Origin of the sequence: Chthoniobacter flavus Ellin428, assembly GCF_000173075.1 — a bacterium.
Lineage (GTDB): Bacteria > Verrucomicrobiota > Verrucomicrobiia > Chthoniobacterales > Chthoniobacteraceae > Chthoniobacter > Chthoniobacter flavus.
In genome coordinates this window covers 37,454-56,828 of the sequence record NZ_ABVL01000035.1, presented here as the reverse complement: position 1 = coordinate 56,828, position 19,375 = coordinate 37,454, and the positions used below count along the sequence as shown (strand labels likewise).

At 62.0% G+C, this 19,375-nt stretch carries 10 protein-coding genes; 5 read left to right on the top strand and 5 right to left on the bottom strand.

The genetic code is table 11. The annotated features are described in order from the left end of the window. Window positions 1–257: 257 nt before the first annotated feature. Window positions 258–2,306, bottom strand: coding sequence for an FAD-dependent oxidoreductase (locus CFE428DRAFT_RS29980; protein WP_006983485.1), 2,049 nt, complete (start codon window positions 2,304–2,306; stop codon window positions 258–260). Window positions 2,307–2,509: 203 nt separating this feature from the next. On the opposite strand from CFE428DRAFT_RS29980, the gene CFE428DRAFT_RS29975 reads away from it, so the two are divergent. Beyond that, complete coding sequence (locus tag CFE428DRAFT_RS29975) at window positions 2,510–3,373, top strand: sulfite exporter TauE/SafE family protein (protein WP_006983484.1); 864 nt, start codon at window positions 2,510–2,512, stop codon at window positions 3,371–3,373. Further along, the gene (locus CFE428DRAFT_RS29970; RefSeq protein ID WP_006983483.1) at window positions 3,370–3,687 is read left to right on the top strand and encodes a DUF1634 domain-containing protein; all 318 of its coding nucleotides are present in this window, start codon (window positions 3,370–3,372) and stop codon (window positions 3,685–3,687) included. The genes CFE428DRAFT_RS29975 and CFE428DRAFT_RS29970 overlap by 4 nt, the downstream gene beginning before the upstream one ends. Window positions 3,688–3,694: 7 nt before the next feature. On the opposite strand, the gene CFE428DRAFT_RS29965 is transcribed toward CFE428DRAFT_RS29970, so the two are convergent. Continuing rightward, window positions 3,695–4,789 carry a glycoside hydrolase family 26 protein gene (locus CFE428DRAFT_RS29965; protein ID WP_006983482.1) on the bottom strand — a complete coding sequence of 365 codons (1,095 nt, stop codon included), beginning with the start codon at window positions 4,787–4,789 and terminating at the stop codon, window positions 3,695–3,697. 129 nt (window positions 4,790–4,918) lie between these two features. On the opposite strand from CFE428DRAFT_RS29965, the gene glsA reads away from it, so the two are divergent. After that, window positions 4,919–6,766 carry a glutaminase A gene (gene glsA / locus CFE428DRAFT_RS29960; RefSeq protein WP_006983481.1) on the top strand — a complete coding sequence of 616 codons (1,848 nt, stop codon included), beginning with the start codon at window positions 4,919–4,921 and terminating at the stop codon, window positions 6,764–6,766. Between the two features lie 4 nt (window positions 6,767–6,770). Here glsA and CFE428DRAFT_RS29955 read toward each other — a convergent pair whose 3' ends face one another. Together CFE428DRAFT_RS29955 and CFE428DRAFT_RS29950 are read right to left on the bottom strand one after the other, a co-directional pair. After that, window positions 6,771–8,024: an acyltransferase family protein gene (locus tag CFE428DRAFT_RS29955; RefSeq protein ID WP_006983480.1), complete on the bottom strand. Its 1,254-nt coding sequence runs from the start codon at window positions 8,022–8,024 to the stop codon at window positions 6,771–6,773. 52 nt (window positions 8,025–8,076) lie between these two features. After that, window positions 8,077–8,679: a flavin reductase family protein gene (locus CFE428DRAFT_RS29950; protein WP_006983479.1), complete on the bottom strand. Its 603-nt coding sequence runs from the start codon at window positions 8,677–8,679 to the stop codon at window positions 8,077–8,079. 94 nt (window positions 8,680–8,773) lie between these two features. Here CFE428DRAFT_RS29950 and CFE428DRAFT_RS29945 point away from each other — a divergent pair, with 94 nt between their 5' ends. After that, window positions 8,774–9,649: a hypothetical protein gene (locus CFE428DRAFT_RS29945; RefSeq protein WP_131989621.1), complete on the top strand. Its 876-nt coding sequence runs from the start codon at window positions 8,774–8,776 to the stop codon at window positions 9,647–9,649. Window positions 9,650–9,869: 220 nt separating this feature from the next. After that, window positions 9,870–11,612, top strand: a complete 1,743-nt coding sequence (locus tag CFE428DRAFT_RS29940) for a chloride channel protein (protein WP_006983477.1) — start codon at window positions 9,870–9,872, stop codon at window positions 11,610–11,612. A 189-nt stretch (window positions 11,613–11,801) separates the two neighbouring features. On the opposite strand, the gene CFE428DRAFT_RS29935 is transcribed toward CFE428DRAFT_RS29940, so the two are convergent. After that, the gene (locus CFE428DRAFT_RS29935; RefSeq protein WP_006983476.1) at window positions 11,802–19,331 is read right to left on the bottom strand and encodes a VPAMP-CTERM sorting domain-containing protein; all 7,530 of its coding nucleotides are present in this window, start codon (window positions 19,329–19,331) and stop codon (window positions 11,802–11,804) included. Between the last annotated feature and the right edge of the window lie 44 nt (window positions 19,332–19,375).

The following is a 19,375-nucleotide window of genomic DNA, read 5'->3' as shown; positions in this document are numbered from 1 at the left end:
GGCATTCCCTTCGGTACGTGGCAGGATCGATTCATCGATTGGGTCCGCGACCTCGGCTTCCTCGATGCGCCCGGCACGGAAACGAAGGCCGCCAAGGACGTCGCCGCCTACGCGAAGAAGCACGGAAAGTAAGGCGGGCGCCGTAGCGGCGGTCTGTGACCGCCGAAGGATAGGAGGGATAGGAAGAATGGGAGTTATAGGAGGCCTATCTTTCCTATAGCTCCCATTCTTCCTATTCCTCCTATGTCATTCGGCGGCTACTCCGCAGGCAATAGCTGCACCGCATCCACGACCACGTAACCGTCGGTGCCCATCGTCGTTACGGTCACCACCGCCGGTTTGTCGGCGGTGAAACGGAACGTGCCGAGGGAGACGAAGGCCTGGTTGATCGCCGGCGTCAGCTTTTCGTTCACCGTGATCGAGTTCTCGCCATTGGCGTGCTTCACGCTCACTGGCACATTCGTCGCGCGGTTCGGCGCGGTGGTATAGGCGAAGCGCACTTCGTATTTACCATCCTTCGGCACGTGCAGTTCAAAGCGCGCGGACTTCTCGCCTTTGCCCTGGTTCATGTCGTGACGATACATCCCGTCCACGCCGCCCGAGGAGCTGCTCGCCTGCCACTCGCCGACATATTGTGCATCCGCGTCATCCATGACGATGCCTGGCAAATCCTTTGCCGCCGCGCTGCCTGGCGGCAGCGGCAGATCGAGCACCTGCTTTTGCTCGCGCAGCTTCGTTTGCAAAGCGGCGACATCGATATCCTGCACCGCTTTCTTCTCGTGAATGGCCTGTACCGCGGCATCACCGCACGCCTGCCCCAGGATCATGAATTGCGGCTCCATGCGGATCGAGCCGTAGGCCACGTGTGAGGCCGAAATGCACACTGGCACGAGCAGGTTTTCGCACTGCTTCTTTTGCGGCACGAGGCTGCGATACGGGATGTGATAAGGCCGCACGGGCACATCGAAATTACCTTCATCAATGACGCTGCCGTCGTGATCGACGAGGCGCTCGACGGCGTGCGAATCCATGATGAACGAACCCATGCCGATCGAGTCGGGCTTGGTGAGGTGCTGCGTGCAATCATCCTGGCGCGTCACGTATTCACCGATCATGCGCCGCGCTTCGCGCACATAGAGCGCGTAGGGCCAGTTGTCGTTGTCGGTGAATTCATCCTTGGCCAGGCCCCACTCTTTGGCCTGGGCCTGCAATTCCTTGGGCGACCGCGAATCGTTCGCCAGGAACCACAGAAAGCCCTGCACGTAGTCGATATGATCCTGCCAGATTTTGGCGCGCACTTTCTCGTCGCCGTCGGGGTAGTTGTAATTCGCGCCGACATGATCGGTGCCGACGACGAGGCCGATGGCATTCGCATCGTATTTTCCATTCGCGATGGGACCGAGGTAGACGAGCTTGCTGAAACGGATGCCAGGGAAGGCCGCGATGGTGCGCGCGAGCAACTCATAGCGCATCGGGTCGTAATGCGCCGGCTTGGGAAAGGGCAGGCGATTTTCCGGTTGGCGCGTGACGATCACGCGGAAGTTGTAGGCTTGGGTCCGCGAATCGCCCGCGCCGACCTCGAACCATTGATTGCTGATGCCTGGCAACGGCAGGCCGGCGACGTCGAGCGCCTCGATTTTGGCCGGCGTGCCATGCACGTAGTTCATCGCGTCCTTCGGTCCGCCGATGGAGGGCGAATCCTGCGCCATCTGTTCGACGGTGCGCGGACGCAAGGGCGCGGGTAGAAATCCGGCCAGCGGTTCGTTGTAAGTGTCGCGGCTTTCGCGGCCGATGGCGTAACTCACGCCGGCGCGCGCCAGGAGGTCGCCTTCGTAAGTAGCGTCGATGAAGACCTTGGCCTCGTAGCGGATACCATCGCTGGTCATGAGCGACTCGATGCGATCACCATCGCGCGAGATGGATTTCAGCCGCTGGTCGGTGACGACCTTGATTTTGGTCTCCTGCAGCATGGCCTTGAACGTCGCCATATTCACCTTCGGCTCGGCAAACCACATCGGTGTGCCCGCTTTAGCCTCCGCGGCGCGGGTAAAGAATTCGCGGGCAATGCCGCCGATCACTTTTTCGTTGCCCACGTCGGTGCTGGCGAGACCGCCGGTGACCATGCCACCGATCCAACGCGTGGGTTCGATGACCACGACCGAAGCGCCTTCGCGCGATGCCGCCAGGGCCGCGCTCAAGCCGCCCGGCGTGCCACCGTACACGAGCACATCGCAAGTCTCCGCGGCCTCGACGCGCGGGGCGGCGAATAAAATGGCGACAACGACGGCAAGAGGGCGAATGCGCATGCACGTCGTCTAGAGAAAGCCGGGGCGACTGTCAGTATCTTCTCACGTTTGCGTTATGACAGCATTGCCCGTTGAAGCCGGGCGCATATCCTTCACTTTTTCCCTCCGCATTATGACGTTCACTTTCACCTCGGAAGCCGTTTGAGCCCGTCCTGTACTCGCCATTCCGCCCGACGGATTTTCCTGGTGGAGGAAGGCCGCTGATGGATCTGCATTTCGAAATCTGGCTGTTCGCCGTCGCGCTTGGAACCAGCGCCTTGGGCGGAATGCTCGGCATGGCCAGCGGCATTTTCATCGTGCCGGTGCTCACCATTTTCGGACACGTCGACATTCGCGCGGCAGTTGGCGTGAGCCTGATCTCGGTCATCGCCTGTTCCTGCGGCAGCGCGGCGCCCTTTCTGCGCGGTCGATTGACGAATGTGCGACTGGCCGTGGTGCTGGAGGCAACGACGACGCTCGGTGCCTTGAGTGGCGTATTGCTCTTCAACATCGTGCCGGTGACGATTCTCTATCTGCTCTTCGCCGCGGTGCTTTTCGTTTCCGCGCAGCAGATGTTGTCGCGGCGTGGCGACCCAGTGACCGATGTCGGGGAAGAACGTGCGCCTTCGTGGGCGGATGCGCTTCAACTGGATGCAGCGTATCCCGATCAGGCCCTCGGCCGCGATGTGGTCTATCGCGTCCAGCGTCTCCCGCTGGGCATGCTGTTCATGTACGGCGCCGGGTTGTTGTCCGCGTTGCTGGGCATCGGCAGCGGCGTGCTGAAAATCCCGGCCATGGATACGGCGCTTCGCCTGCCGATCAAGATCTCTTCGGCCACTTCCAATTTCATGATCAGTGTCACGGCTGCGGCCAGCGCTGGCGCTTACTTTCTCCGCGGGAATATCGATCCCTTGATGGCGGGTGTCGTAGCCCTGGGTTCGGTCGTCGGCTCGATTCTCGGGGCGCGGATTCTCCTGCGGGTTTCGAGCGAAAAGCTCCGCATCCTGTTTATCGCCGTGCTGCTTTTACTGGGCGCGCAGATGCTCCTCAGCGCACTGGGTATTTCCATCGGAGGGCATCATTCGTGAGCACACTCCCGAACGAAACGCCGCACCGTGGTCTCGAACGTGTGCTCGCCGCGCTATTGCACTACGGTACCGCCGCGGCCTGTGTGGCCATCAGCATCGGGTTGGTGATGCAATGGCTGGGAGCGCGTGGCCAGGGCGTCATCAACGCCGGCATCGCAGCATTCATCCTTTTGCCCGTGCTGCGGTTGGTCTGCATGTGGATCGCTTTCGTCCGGGCACGGGATTTTCGCTTTGCCTTCATCACCGCGCTAGTGCTGACGATCATGACGGTAGCCTGCGTGCTCGGAGTCCTATTCTCGGCGCACGGGCATTGATCATTCGCTATTTCGTCGCCCTGGCACTAAACAGCTCGCGGAATTTCGCCGCGGAGACAGGGAACTCCGTGCCTTCCTGATGCCCTGTGCCGGACACGCCCGGCGAGAGCTGATGGCGGCCGTCCGGTGCATTGATATCGAAGTAGCACTGGAAGGCGACGTGGTTGGCTGGGTTGAGGAAGAAGGCGTGCATTTGCTCGATGAAGTACGGGTTGTCCAGGCCGCCATGGCCGTGGTCCGCGTGATTCAGCCCCCACTCCGGAACGGCGAACGGCTTGCCGTGGTCGCTCGCGAATTTTGTCCAGAAGGCCAGCCCACGGGTGCTGTTGACGATCCACTCGTCCCACACCTTGCGATGCCGCGCGTCGATCTCCGCTGGCGTGGCATTCGCCGGCCACGGATAGGTATTCGCATTCCACGTCTCGTCGTAGACATCGAGGCCGACGTAATCGACATACTCGTCGCCCGGCCACGCCTGGTCGGCCGGGAAATCCTGGTCGCCCAGCGTCGGGTTCCAGCAGAACTTCAGATTCTCCGCACCCGGCACCGCGCGCATCGTCTGCACGATTTGTCGCCAATATGCGACAAAGGCGTCCGTCTTCCCTTTCGCATGCCACGTGTACCAGCCGCCATTGAATTCCCAGGCGGGACGCAAAATCGTATCGCCGAGTTTGTTGCGGACAAGGTTCTCCGCGAGGTCATGGAAGTAAGCATTGTAATCCCCGTGCGCGCCCTTCTCGAGCGACACCGGCTCGCCGACGCCCTTGCTGCCTTGCTTCGGCCCGCTGCCGTCCGGCGGACCCGCGAGAATCGGCACGGCGAGAATCAGCCGCCGGCCCGGCTTGGCGTTCACCCATTTGGTCCACGTCTCCAGCCACCACGTCGGCCAGCCCACGTTGTCCCACGATTCGCCGCCGATGAAATCCAGCGCCCAGACGCTCGGCCGGCCGAGCCACGTGGCGAAGGCGTCGACGCCTGCGGTTCCGTTCGGCCAGTGGTAAGTCCCGATTACCGGCTCGGTCGCTACCGGTTCCGCGGCGGGGGCATGGGCGATGAGGCAGAGGAGGGAACAAAGAATCGCTCGACGAAGATGGACGGCCATATCCGCCGAAGTTGGCGGCAGCCGGTATTCGTAGACAAGGCGGATTTGTGGGTTCGGGCTTGTGCTAAATCCGCGATGCACCTTTCATCTGCGGATTCCGTTCGGGCCCCTCGCCCGCCGGCTCCTGCCATGACCGCAGAAAAAACCTCCCTTACTTCATCTCCTATTCGCGATCAACTCGAAGATCTGCATCGGCAGTTCTCGAGCATCACCGACGGCGCGGTGGCCAGTCACATCGTCGAACTGGCCCGGGCCAACCCGAACGCCTTCGGCATCTGCATCGTGACCACCAACGGCGGCGTCTACGAAATCGGCGATTCGCGGCAGGAGTTTACGGTCCAGGCGATCTCGAAGCCTTTCGTCTACGGCCTCGCGCTCGAGGACGAGGGCCGCGCCGAAGTCTTGAAGAAGGTCGGCGTGGAGCCCACCGGCGACTCTTTCAGTTCCATTTCGCTCGATCCGCAAACGGGTTCGCCGCGCAATCCGATGATCAACGCGGGCGCGATCGCCAGCACTGGCCTGGTCCACGGACGCACCCCGGAAGTGCGTTTCAATCGCATCCTCGAGACGATCAGCCGCTACGCGGGACGCGAGCTCAAGATGGATCAAGACGTCTACTCCGCGGAGAGCGCGACCGGCCACCGGAACCGCGCCATCGGTTTCATGCTGCGCAATTTCAACATCATCCAGGAAGACCCGATGCCGGTCGTGGAGACGTATTTTCAGCAGTGCTCGATCCTCGCCCATTGCCGCGACCTGGCGACGATGGCAGCGACGCTGGCCAATTGTGGCGTGAATCCGCTCACCGGCGAGCGGGCCATTCAATCCGAATACGTGGAAAGCGTGCTCGGCGTGATGGGCACCTGTGGCATGTACGATTACGCCGGCGAGTGGCTCTACGATGTGGGCATGCCGGCGAAGAGCGGCGTTGCCGGCGGAGTTATCGCGGTGCTGCCTGGCCAACTCGGCATCGGCGTCTTTTCGCCGCCGCTGGATCAAAAGGGCAACAGCGTCCGGGGCGTGAGCGTCTGCAGTGAGCTGTCGCGCCGCTGGGATCTGCATCTCTTCAATCGGCCGGGTATCGGCAAATCGGTCGTGCGCCTGCGGCTCAATGCCGGCGAGTTCAATTCCAGCCGCGTGCGGACGCTGGCGGAAACTAAAATCCTCCGCGAACACGGCCAGCGCATCCAGGTCTTCCAGCTCCAGGACAATCTCGTCTTCTCCACCGCGGAGTACGTGGTGCGGGCCTTGACCGAATGCGCGGGGATGGAATGCCTCATTCTCGATTTCCGTTACGTCATTTCCATCAACGACAGCGCCGGGCATTTGTTTCACGATATCCTCTGCCAGCTGCACGCGGCCGGCTGCGTCGTGCTCTTCACCGGGCTGACCAATAACTCGCCGCTGCGCCGGCTCATCCGCGAGCGCCTGGGTGATCGCTCGGACGATCTTTTCCGCACCTTCGATGAGCTCGATGCCGCGCTGCAGTGGAGCGAGGATCGATTGCTCGCGCGCACCATGCCGGACATTCCGAATACGAGCATCGCGGTCACGCGCTATGAATTGCTCAACGGGTTGAATCGCGAGGATGTCGCCGTCGTCCAGAAGTTCTTTGAGCGGCGCAACTACGCCGCTGGGGAGATCATCATCCAGGCGGGCGAACCGGCACGGGAACTCTTTCTCCTCACGCGCGGCGTGGTCACGGTCTTCCTGCCGCTGGAGGAGGGTCGTCGCAAACGCCTCGCAACGTTCTCGCCCGGCATGGCCTTCGGCGAAATGGCGATGATCGATCACGCCCCGCGCAGCGCCACGATCGTGGCCGACACCGATGTGTCGTGCGATTTGCTGACGATCGGCAAACTTGCCGCGCTCGGCGCCACGTATCCGAAGATCAAGATCCACATCCTCGAAAACATCAGCCTCGAACTCTGCCGCAAACTGCGCAAAGCCAACCGCGAGATTGCGCAGCTGGTGTAGGATTCTAAATCCGCAGGAAGATCTTCTTCCGGTACATCGCGTAGAGGATGAGCCAGAGCGTGACGACCACGCAGGTGCCGAGCAGGAATTGCTCATAGGCCGGGCCGAATACCTTGAAGGTATTCGCGCCGACATGCGTGCGCCACGCGTCGCGGATGAAGCTCGGGAAGAGATGATCCATCACGTAGATGGCGATGGAGTTCATCCCGATGACAATGAGCGGAAAGGCCCAGCGCCGGTAACCGCTCAGGTCGATGATCCGGTAAAACAACGCCGTCGCGAAGAAGCACCACCCGCCGCTGAAGAGCACCCACGAGGGCGTCCAGACACGCTTCACCACCGGGCAGACGCCCGTCGCGCCGAGCAGCCAGCCGAGCCCGACGCAAACGACCGCCGCCATCAGCAGCCAGCCCATTTTTTCCGAATCGCGGCGCGGACTGCGGATGACTTCGCCGGCCAGCAGGCCGAGAATCATCGTGCCCAGCGTGGGGATGAAGCTGAGCGTCGCGTAGCCGCCCTGGTTGAAGAGGAACGGCTTCTCGCGGGGAAAGAGATTCAGGAACCAGCGGTCGAAAGCCCACGCGAGATTCGTGTTCTTGTTCCAATGCGCGGCGAAGCCGCTGGCGTTGCCGGCGAAATCCGGTGTCACCCCCGCGTGCACCCAATCGAAATCCTCTCCCGGCAAAGGCCAGCGCGCGAAGGCCAGCCAGTAGCCGACGAGGATGACGACGAGCGCGATCCACTGCACCCGCACCGAGCGCAGGGCGATTAGGTAGAGGAACCCGTAGCCGAGGCCGATCTGGGTCAGCGTGTCCTCGAAGGTGAAATTGGTCTGCGAATGCCCGGTGGAGCGCAGGAAGATCCCGAGCAGGACGAGAATGAGCGCGCGCAGGAAGGCATGGCCGGTCGTCGCCTCGGGTGATTGTCCCCGCGCCCGGCGATTGCCGATGGAAAAGGGCAGCGCCACGCCGACCAGAAAGGAGAACGACGGCTGGATCATGTCGTGCAACACCGCGCCGGTCCAGGTGACGTGCTCCTGTTGAGTGGCGAGAAAGCGCCAGAAGCTCGAGTCCGGCAGCGCCTTGGCGACGCTGGCCGTGCGGAATTGCTCGGCCAGGAGCAGGAACATCACGAGCCCGCGATAGGCGTCGATCGAGCCGAGGCGGACCGAGGCGGGTGCAGGGGTAGTGGGAGCGGACACCCGGGCAGCAGGCAGGGGCGCGAGGGGATCCGCGGCAGCAGCGGGGAGGGCGGTCATGGGGAGATATTGATATCAACCCCGAAACCCGTCCGATTATCGAATAAATTCCTTACTTCGGGCGCACCATCTCGAAGCGGTCGCGGGTATGGCAGTACCAGTGCGGGCTGGCCATGCGGCCGATGACCTGGAAGTCCTCGGTGCGGACCCGCATGGTCTCCGGATCGAAGAGCGAATCGCGGATGTGCGCCCGCTTTACCAGGCCGATGATCAGCCGGTTGGCGCCAATCTGCAGCGTGCCCCATTCCTCGCATTCGAAGCTGGCCGGCGCCTCGGCAATGCGCGGCGCCTTGACTACTGAAGACGGCGCCGTGGTCAGCCCAGCCAGCGCGAGTTCATCCGTCCCGTAGGGCACGGTCGCGGACGTCTTGTTCATCGCCTCGGCGACTCCTTCGTCCACGAGGTTCACCACGAACTCGTGCGTCAGCCGCACATTGCGCGCTGTGTCCTTGGGCGTTCCTTCGTCGCGGTCGCCCGGGCAGAAGCCGACGATCGGCGGCTCGTCACCGAGCACATTGAAGAAGCTGAAAGGAGCGGCGTTCACCTTCCCCTCGGGGCTCATCGTAGTGACCCAGGCGATGGGACGTGGCGTGATGAGTGACGCCAGCACGGCATAAGCGCGGTCCGCGTGTTTTCCGACAAGATCGAGTTCCATGCCCCATTGATACGCTATTGCCCGGCGATGCGACTGGGAAATCCGCCCGCTTCGCCCTTGTGCAGCCATGGACCCCGGGCTTTCCTTGACGTCCATGAACTACCCGCCCCCGCCTCCTCCACCAGAGCCATCCGGACCGCCTCCCGTGCCGGCGCGGAAGTCCTATACGGGGCTCATCGTCGCGTGCAGCCTCATCGGATTGGTGATGATCGTCGGCATCGTCACCGGCGTAACCGTTTTCGTGAAGCAGCAGGTCGTCAAACGCGAAGAGATCGCCAAGATCGAGAAAAGCGCGGCGGAAGAACGCGTGAAGATGGCCGATTCGATTCGGGACGGGAATCTCGCGGATGGCAATGCCTCCCTTGGGCGCATCAAGGATCAGCTCGGACAATCCGCCACGCACTTGAGCGGGGCCGACGCCGCCGCGACTCGCGCCATGGCCAACTACCTCGGCAAGATCCAGGCGAATCTCCAGAACTACAGCACGGAGATGGACAAGCTGATGCAGGCGAAGGTGCTGAGCTTCGACATCTCGGACCGCGCGACCATCGAGCAACACCGCCAGATCATCCGCGATTTTCTCGCGGCGAACGCCAAGCTCATCGACATCCTCCAACACGGCGAAGACCTTTTGCGCGCTGAACTGGAAGCGGAGAAAGTGCCGCCCTTCAACCGCGACCAGACTTTGCAAGGCTACCAAAAGAGCCAGGCCGAATTGCGGCCATTGCAGATGCGCGTGCGCCAGTGCGACCAGACACTCGGAGAGTCCGCCCTCGCCGTGCTCGACCTGCTGGACAAGAACTGGGGCAAATGGGAGCGCAACGAAGCCAGCGGGCGCCTTCGCTTCCAGGACGATGCCACGCTGTCCTCTTTCAACGACCTCGTGAAAAAAATCCAGGCCGCCGCCGCGGACCAGGAAAAGGCGCAGCGGGAGATGATCGCCAAAGTCAAACCGACGGGCGGACATTGATTTTTCACCTCTGTGGAGAGGCGGCAAGTCGAAGCGTCTTAGGCGCCGCTGGAGCGATGGTTCGGTGTTAGGCAAACCGGGTACTACTAATTCCCGATTGTTGCACATGCGTGGCAACGCGAAATTAATACGTACTGGAACGATTTCGCGTTTGCGGTAGGATTGACCTTCAATGTCTACGCCTCATTCTTCACTCGGCGACTTCCGGACAAATCACCGGATGCTCCTGCTTATTGGACTCGCTTTACCGATCGGCGCCATCAGCGCGGTCGTGGCCAAAGCACTGCTTTGGCTCATCGCAGTCATTACCAATTACGTCTTCTTCCAGCAATACGACGCGGTGTTGCATCCGCTCACGGGTCATCACCTCGGCATGTGGGTGATCCTCGCGCCGGTGGCCGGCGCCTTGATCATCGGGCTGATGGCGCGCTACGGGTCGGAAAAGATTCGCGGACATGGCATCCCAGAAGCGCTCGAGGCCATCCTGCTCGGACGCAGCCTCATTCAACCGAAGGTGGCGATTTTGAAACCGATCTCGTCGGCGGTGTCGATCGGCACCGGTGGTCCGTTCGGTGCGGAAGGCCCGATCATCATGACTGGCGGTGCGTTCGGTTCCATGATCGCGCAGCTTTTTCATCTTACTGCTGCCGAGCGCAAAACGCTGCTCGTTGCGGGCGCCGCAGCCGGTATGTCGGCGGTCTTCGCCACCCCGATCGCCGGGACGCTTCTCGCGGTGGAACTGCTCCTTTTCGAATGGAGGCCGCGCTCGTTCATTCCCGTGGCGGCGGCGGCTTTGGTCGCGGCCGTCCTGCGGGTGCCGCTCCTCGGCAGCGGACCGATTTTCCCAGTGGTGCCGCACGCCGCTTTGGGCGCGAATGCCCTGGGCGTGGCGATCCTCATCGGCATTGCGGTGGGTTTTGGTTCCGGCCTCCTCACGTTGATGGTCTATTTCTTCGAGGACTTGTTCGCCAAGATCCCGATTCACTGGATGTGGTGGCCGGCCATCGGCGCCGTCTTCGTGGGTATCGGCGGATGGCTCGACCCGCGCGTGCTCGGTGTCGGTTATGAATTCATTCACGGCTTGTTGCGGGGCGATATCATCGGCGGCGCCTTGCTCGGTCTCGTGATTGCCAAGGCGCTCGTCTGGGCCATATCCCTCGGTTCCGGCACTTCCGGCGGTGTGCTCGCCCCGTTGCTCATCATCGGTGGCGCCATGGGCGCGCTGGTGGGCCAGTGGGCGCCCGGCGGTGACGTCGGTCTTTGGGCCGCGGTCGGCATGGCCGCGATGATGGGTGGCACGATGCGCTCGCCGCTGACCGGCATGTTCTTCCTGCTGGAATTGACCCACGACTTCAACTCCCTGCCCGCGCTCTTCTGCGGCTCCGTTGCCGGCCTGGGCGTGACGGTGCTGCTGCTCAAGCGCTCCATCCTCACGGAAAAGCTCGCCCGCCGCGGCCAGCACATCGCCCGCGAATACAGCGTCGACCTCTTCGAGATGATGCGCGTCGGCGAAGTGATGGGCGAAGAGATCCCCATGATTTCGGCGGCTACGCCGTTGCGCGAATACTCGGCCCGCATCGCCGCCAGCGATCCCGCGCTGTCCCGCCGCCAGGGCACGTTGCTCGTCGACGAGCAGCAACGCCTCGTCGGGATCATCACCCGCAGCGACGTGGTCCGCGCGCTCGAGCAGCGTTCGTTGGAAACCCTCACGGTCCTCGAGGCCGGGACGCGCAATCCCGTCGTCACCTTTGCGGATGAAACGTTGTACGACGCCATCGCCAAGATGCTCAAGCACAACCTCGGCCGTCTGCCGGTGGTGGATCGCCATGACGTCAACAAGGTCGTCGGCTATCTCGGCCGCGCCGGCATCCTTGCCGCCCGGCAGAACTACTACGAGGAAGAAGAAATCCGCGAACGCGGCTTCGGCCTCGACGGCGTGACCTCGGACGCCACGGCTGCTTAAACGGCGCCGGAAAAACAGATAATCCAATCCAAGGGACGGCTGACCTCAGCCGTCCCTTTTCTTTTTCATCGGAAGTCGTGGGACTCGGCGAGCTGCACGTCCGGCGCAGAGAGTTATTTGTAGGACGGCGATCCCTTGTCTACTTCGTTTGCGCCTCCCTCCCCCGGCTTTGGAATCCGTAAACGCCGCCTAATTCGCGACCACTCCCTTTCGCCCGAGGGCGCGCGTGGTGACCAGCAAGAGCAGCGCGGAGAGAATGCCATAGCCCCACGCAGGCATCGCCGGGACCGCCTGCGAGAGTGACAGGGTGTAGATGCTGGAGGTGGTAGCACCGTAGGTATTTGTCACCACCACCCAGTAATTTCCGACGTCGCCTTGGGATGCGTCGCTGATCGTGTAGGTGGCAGCCGTGGCGTTCGTGATGGGGTTGCCATTGTAGTACCATTGATAGGTGAACGGCCCCGTGCCGGTGGCGCTCACTGCGAAGGTAGCGTCACCACCGGTGCTGACGGTCTGCGAACCGGATTGCGTCGCGATCACGGTATCATCGCGGGTCACGGCCACGGTATAGTGCGATTGCGTACTGCTGTCCTGGGAGATGACGGTGATGTTGATCGTGTTGCGGCCCATCGAAAGAGTCACCGGATTGCTGCTGGCACCGTTGACCACCCAGGTGCCGTTCACGTAGGCGAAAGCGTTGCTATCCGTGGTCGTCGGGGTGAGGACCATGGTCGTTACGGTCGGAAGCACATTCACACTGTAGCTCGTGGTGCCAGTGGCGAAGGACGGGCTGAGCGTGCCGGCGCTCAGAGCCAGATTCGAGAGCGTGGAGACATTATTGGGCGTGGTGAAAGTCGTTTGCGCACCATAGGCCGGGCCGCCGTTGCTGAGTCCCTTCGCACGGGCGTAGTAGAGCGTGTTGGGAAGGAGCCCGGTCACATTGGCGCTGATCGAAGTGGTCGTGGCGCCCGTGACGCTGGACGGGTTTGCCGTCACGCTGGATCCATAGGCGGCCGTCGGACCATAGTCGAAGGAGGCACTCGTGCTCAAGCCATTGGCATTGATCGTACCATTGAGCACCACGGTGGAAGCAAATCGAGTGGTCGGCGAAGTAACGACCGTAGGAGGAGTGCCATTGACGCTGGCCGCACAAGAGTTGTTGGTGCTAATCGTGTCGTAGGTGCTCGAGGTAATCGTCGCCGTATTAAGCACATTCGTACCGCCAAAACTGCGCGCCACGATCGTGACCGTGGCGCTCACGCCATCGTTAAGATCGCCCAGGTTGCAGGTGACTTTGCCGTTGCTCTGGGTACAGGTGCCTTGCGACGAAATGGCCGACACGAACGTGAGACCAGATGGGATCGTGTCGCGGACCACGACTGCTGAAGCCACGTTGGGGCCATTATTGGTCGCGGTGAGGAGGATCGTGACATTAGTGCCACTCGTCGCGGTGCTGGGACTGATGGTTTGCGTGATCGCCGTATCGGTCGCCGGGCTGCCCGGTTGGATATAACTCCGGACGATGCCATCCGAACCCATCAGATAGAGGACGTTATTCGCCAGCGAGGCTGTGCCCCCGTGAGGCAAGGTCTGCCGCAGGGTGCGCGTGGTGAGGTCGAAGATATACGTGGCCGTACTCGAGTAGACGATGAGGGAATCGTTGGTGACGATCGGCTGCCCGGAAAGATTGCTGTCACCGGTGAGATAGGATCCCAATAGAGCGCCGGAACCGGTGTCATAGGCATTTACCTGGGTGGAACTCACCACATACACCACGCCATTAGCCACGGCAGGGCTGCCGAGAAAGCTTCCAGTGACGCTCCAGGCTTGCGCATGCGTCGAAATGTCGACCGCGTAGAAGTTCGCACTATTCACCAGGAAGGCGCGTCCCTGATAAATAACCGGTATGCTATATCCCCCACTGCCCGGCGAGGGTGCAATGCCATCCGCCCAAAGGACCGCGCCTGTCTGCAGATCGTAAGCCTGGAACTGTCCGCCCAGCCAGGTGTAGAGGAGACCGTTGTAATAAGTCGGCGTCCAGTAGTCGTACAGCCCGATGGTCGTATTGGTAAAACGCCGCGAGCCATCCGCCGTATTGAAGCCGTAGAGGCCGCCGTTATAACCTGCCTCCATCCAGACTCCGCCGTTGATGGCGGTCGCCCCGAAGGAGGGAACGGACTGGGTGTCGAACGGGGCGGTCCATACCACACTGCCGGTGGAGGGATTGAAGCACCAAAGCGCGGCATCGTTTCCTGGACTGGAGCTAGTTCCGCGACGCACAAAGAGATTTCCTGCTTCATAAGTTGGGGGATCGACGAAGGGGCCGTTGGTATAAGTGTAGCGCCACAATTCCACGCCCGTGGCCGCATCGAGAGAACTCACGTAACAGGCCGGGTAACTGTAGGTCACAAAGACGTTCCCGCCGGCGACAGCGACGGGATTCAAGCTGTACGTGCCGGAGATACCCAGGGCTTGCCAGCCCGCCGTAAACGGCGCGGCGCCGAGAGTCGTCGGTTGATAACCGGTATGGCCGGCCCCATTCCCGAAGCCTGGCCAGCTGGCGGTGTTTTGATTGTCTACGACGGTGCTGCTCGAGCCACCGTCCGTCCAGCCATCGACATGGGCGGTGACGACGGCGCTTTGCGGGCCGACGATCTGACCTGCTTCCAGGATCGTCGCCGTAAAGGTCGCCGAGGTTTGTCCCGCAAGAATGGTAACAGTAGCGGGGACACTGACCAAGGACGAGTTGGAGGAGAGCGCTACGACAATGTCATTCGCCGCCGGCGCACTGATCGTCACCGTTCCCTGCGCGGTAGTCCCCTGCGTGAAATTGGCCGGCAAGCTAATGCTGAAGGAAGCGAGTTCGTTGTCCTTCACTTCGATCGTGCCGGCGACTGTGGGGAACCCGGTGGCCGAGGCGGAGATGTTCACGCTTTTGGGGCCGTCGAGGATCGCATTGTCGACCACCGTGGCATTGAAAGAGGCGGAGAGTTGCCCAGCGCGAATGGTCACGGTCGCAGGGACGCCAATCTTGGAGGGGTTGGACGACACCAGGGTCACGAAGGTATCGAACGTCTGCGGCTCGGAAACGGAAACGGTGCCTGCGGCGACCAGGGTTCCCGCGCCTTCGATCGTGGTCTGGGGAACGGTGATGGCCAGCACGGAGGGCACCAGCTTCTCGTCATCGACGATGAAGATATTTCCATCCGTAGTGAGAAACGCGAGGCGATGTCCACCGCAACGCACGAGACTGCTCAGCGTCACGCTGGAGGAAATGCCATTGATCGTTGCGGAGTCCGTGAGCGCGTAAGTCGTCTTATCGAAGGCCTCCAGGGTGGCGGTATTGCCCGACGACGGGAGAAGATAGTAGAGACGATTGCGGACCGTATCGACGCAACCGCGAGATCCCAAAGGAATCCCTGGGATGGTGGTGACGAGGGAGTCGGTCTGAGGATTTACCACCTCACCGTGCGAGGAGTAAATGAAACCGCCGTCGGACTGGATGGTGCTGCCGCCGTCGGAGATCAGATTGTAATTCGAATCCACCTGGGAAGCGCCATAGGGGGTGACATTGAATCGCGTGAATGCCCCGTTGTAGTCGTAGAGCACGCCTGGCGAGGATCCGAAGGTGATGGAGCCCGCGAGACGGAGCGCGGCCGCGGTGGTCGGGCGCTGGATACTGTCGTCATAAACGGCGACTCCGAATTTCACTGCGTTCGAGGTGTTCTGGTGGACGGCGAAGGAATGCGGGAATTGCGGCACGGCGGCGATATCTGCCGCCGTCAGAAATCCGGAAGTTTGATCTACCGCGAGGCTGGCCTGCAGTTCGATGGTCCGGTTCGAGAGATTGAAGCGGCTGACATTGTTAGCTCCCCGGAGCGATACATAGAGGGACTGGTTGTCACTGGAGCACACGAGCCGGCTCGGATTGGACCCGACGAATTGGAAAGCGGTGACACCGGCGGTAGTGGGATCGATCGCGGCCAGGGTATTGGCCAGGGCACCAGCATTGGACGGGATGCTCGCGTACAGGACGCCCCGGATGGGATCATAGGCGAGATCGTTGGCGGTCAACGGTAGAACGGATACCTGGGTGGAGCTCGTGGAAGCGGAGACAACGTTGCCGGTCTGCAACGCGGTATTGTTGCCGCCAGCCGGATCGGTGGTCGTCGAACTGATTGTGCCCAGATTGGAGAAGGCGCCGGCATTCGATGGCAGGACGGTGATGGCTATCGTCGCGGACGCGCCGTTGGCCAGGGTGCCGAGATTGGCCGTGACTGTGCCGCCGCTCGCGGACATCGATCCCTGGGTCGTCGTCGCCGCGACATAAGTCATCCCCGATGGCAGGTTGTCACGGAGGCTTACGTTGGCCGCTGCGGAGGGGCCATTGTTGGTCACGTAAAAAGTGAAGGTGAAATTCTGGCCGATCGTCGCGGAGGGTGTGGTCACTTGGGTCACCATGAGGTCCGCCGTATTGGCGACCGGCGCCAGGAGGGCCGCGTTGATGATATAAATCTGGTTGTTATTGGTGCGGAAAGCGACGCCGCCTGGCCAATGGATCAAGCTTCCGGGATAGCCATTGACCGTGACAGGCAACGACCCGATCTCCGCATAGGTCGTGGAATTGAAGACGTGAAGGACGTCGTGGCTGTAATCGCTCCCGATTTCCAGACAGTAAATGCGACCGTGGGCGACATCTGGATCGATGAGACCCGGGACGGGGAGCGTCGCCACGCGATTGCGACTGACCGGGTCCACCACTTCGCCATCGGTGCTAATGATAAGAGAGCCTGCCGTCTTGATCCCTGGTGTGGTATGCGGTGAGAGCCCGTTGCCTCCGGACCATACCCCCTGATCCAGCAAAGTGAGACCAGAACTGGAAACCGTGAAGCGATTGAAGGTCACGCGACCGCTGCCATCCGAACCGTAGAGTGTCCCCGGCGAAGAGCCGAACGCGATCGAAGTAGCGATTTCGAGGCCGTCGACGATGTTCGCGCGCTCGACGGCGTCGTCGAAGATGGCCGCGCCAAAATTGGATGAGCCGCCGGAAAGGAGAGATACCGCGATTGTATGCGGGCTGCCCGGCATCACCTGGATGTCCTCAGCGTCGTAGGAGCCGACACTGAATTGGAGGCCAACGCTCTGGCTGGCCAGCGAGATGCGGCTGATCGCCTTGGCCCCGAGCTGGCTCACATAAAGAAATTGGTTGTCGTCGGAGACGGCGAGTTTCGAGGGATTGGTGCCGATGGAGATCGGCGTGCCGAGAGTCTGCGTGGCAGGGTCCAGCGGAGTAACCGTATTGGCGCGGCCGGTGTTGTCGCTGCTCGCGACACTGACGTAGATTTTCTGCGTGCCGGGATCGTAAATGAGATCGTTACTCGCCAGTGTGAGGGTGCTGATGACGGGCGTGGTGAGGGTGAAGCTGTTGCTCTGGCCGGTCGCTCCGAAGGCATTGGCCGCGGTGAGTGAGGTGCTGCCGGCCGAACCGGAGATAGTGACATAGCCGGTCCATTGGCCGTCCACGAAATTGCCGGACGCCGCCGGGGTGACAGTATTTCCCCCGCTGGCGGTGAAATTGACCATGCCGGTAAAGGCGGTGACGGGGAGATTGTTGGCATCCATCGCGGTGATGCTCACAGCAAAGGGAGAGCCGAGCACTTGAGGGGAGGGGATGACGGAGAAGGCGTAGTGGTCCACATAGGGGCCGACCGCCAGACTCATGGCGACGGACTGGCTGACTGCCGTACTGGTGTTAGTGAAGGTGAGCTTGTCGCCATAGGTGCCGGCGGCCAGGGAATTGGCCGCCGAAGCGAGCGACCAAGTGACGGTGGTGTGCGCCCCGGGGCCGAGGGTGTCGTTGCTGCTCGACAGCGTGGTCCAGGGTTGCGTCTTGGCGGCGGACCAGTTGATCGTGGTGCTGCCGTTGTTAGTTACCGTGTAAGTCTGGGATGCAGGGTTGAACGGGCCTCCAACTTGCCCCGCAGCGGCAAAGGGAAGATAGGAAACCTGCAGCGCATCCGGCGGGCCGGCCAAGGCGTCGATCAAGGCCGCGCCGTTCGGCGAGCCCCAACCGGTGCAAAGATCGTAGCCGGCGACGCCGGAAAATTTGGTGGGGCTGCCGGCGTTGAAGTTGTTGCCGGTGGCAATGTCATGGAAGTCGGTGGCCGAGTTGGCGCCCTTGCCGAGAGTATAAAGCGTGGGATTGAGGAAGCCGACCGTGGCCCGGCCATTGGTAACGGCGCGTTGATTGACCAATGCGGTGAAGGCGGCCCACAACGGTGCTGCACAACTGGTGCCGCCGACATTGTGATCCACGCCATCGGCGCGCACGTAGATGTTATCCGCGGTGAGGGCGACGTCGGGGACGTTGCGCCAGAATGTGGAACCCTGGCTGGCGGTCATGCTGATGCCCTGCTGCCAGGTAGGGATGCTGTATTGGGTGCTGACGCCGCCGCCGCTGCCCTGGCCGTTTCCCCAGTTCCAGACTTGCTCCGCGCTCCAGGCGCCGCCGGCACCGGCCGTGGTGAGGGTGGTGCCGCCGACTTGGGTGATGTATGGCGAATCACCCGGGAAAGGAATCAAGCCGCTGAAGGCATCGTAGTCGCCCGAGGCGCTGAAGAAGGACTGACCTTGGGTGGCCATCTGCTGGAAAATGGTATCGGCGACGGGGTCGGAAGCGCCGCCGGGGATGTACCACGAGCAACTGATCTGCTTGGCCAGGTTGTCGGTGGCCATGCGATTGAGGATGTCGTGCCAGGAGCCGCCGGGACCGGCTTCGTAGACGATGATCTTGGAAAGGCCCGGCGCCATGGAGATGGCCATTTCGATGTCCAGCGATACTTCCACTTCGCCGCCATTGCCGGTGGGTGTGCCGCTGAAGCCATCGAGCAGCACATTTTGCAAAGGTACATTGGGGAGGCCGGCCGCGTTTTCGTAGTAAGTGATGTCGCTCGCCGAATAACCGTCGAACTGGAGCAGGCCGAGGGTTTGGCCGGCACCGGTGAGCGACGTGCCAGGGACGTAAGCGGTGCGGAAATCATTGCCCATGTAGCCGCCGCCGGTGCCGGTGCCCGCGTTGGGGGCGGCATTCCCCTTCGGCAGAGCGGGATGCAGCTTGTAGCGCGGATGCGGCAGGGCATAGTTGTCGAGGCCGCCAATGTGCAGGATCGGCACGGAAAGATCGACCGAGGGTTCGGCGTCCGGCGCGAAAAATTGCCGCCCTTCCGTGGGATGCCGATAGGTGTGCAAGGTGACGTGCAGAGCTTTTTGGATATCGCCAACCTTGCCTTTCACATCGAGGAGGACGCGGTTCGAATGGGTGGCGGTAACGGTTAGGCCGTGAGCGGTGGCGAACTTCGAGACGGTCTGGTAGTCGGCATCAGTGGGGCCGAACTGGGCGGCAAATTGCGCCGGGGTGAGGTAGTGCCGGTAGTTCGGGCTCGCGGGATCGGAGATGTCCTGCAGGAGCTTGGTGAGCGTGGCTTGATTGCGCAGCGGCAGGGCGACGGTGAGGTTCAGCTCCTGGGTGTCGTCGAGGGGCCCGGAGGGTACGAGCCTTGCCAGCGCCGCGGGTTGGTGACCATGCAGCTTTTGCAATTCCGCGGACCAACCGGTGACGCAGAAGCAGAGCCAGACGAGGGCCGTTAGCCATAGGGGGGATAGGGCGCGGCGGAAAGGACGGGGATGAGCCGGCGTGGCGCGGAAGGGCGAGGAGGGCATGGGAATGGAAGCGCGTGGTCGTCGCTAAAGGTGAAGGGAAGGGA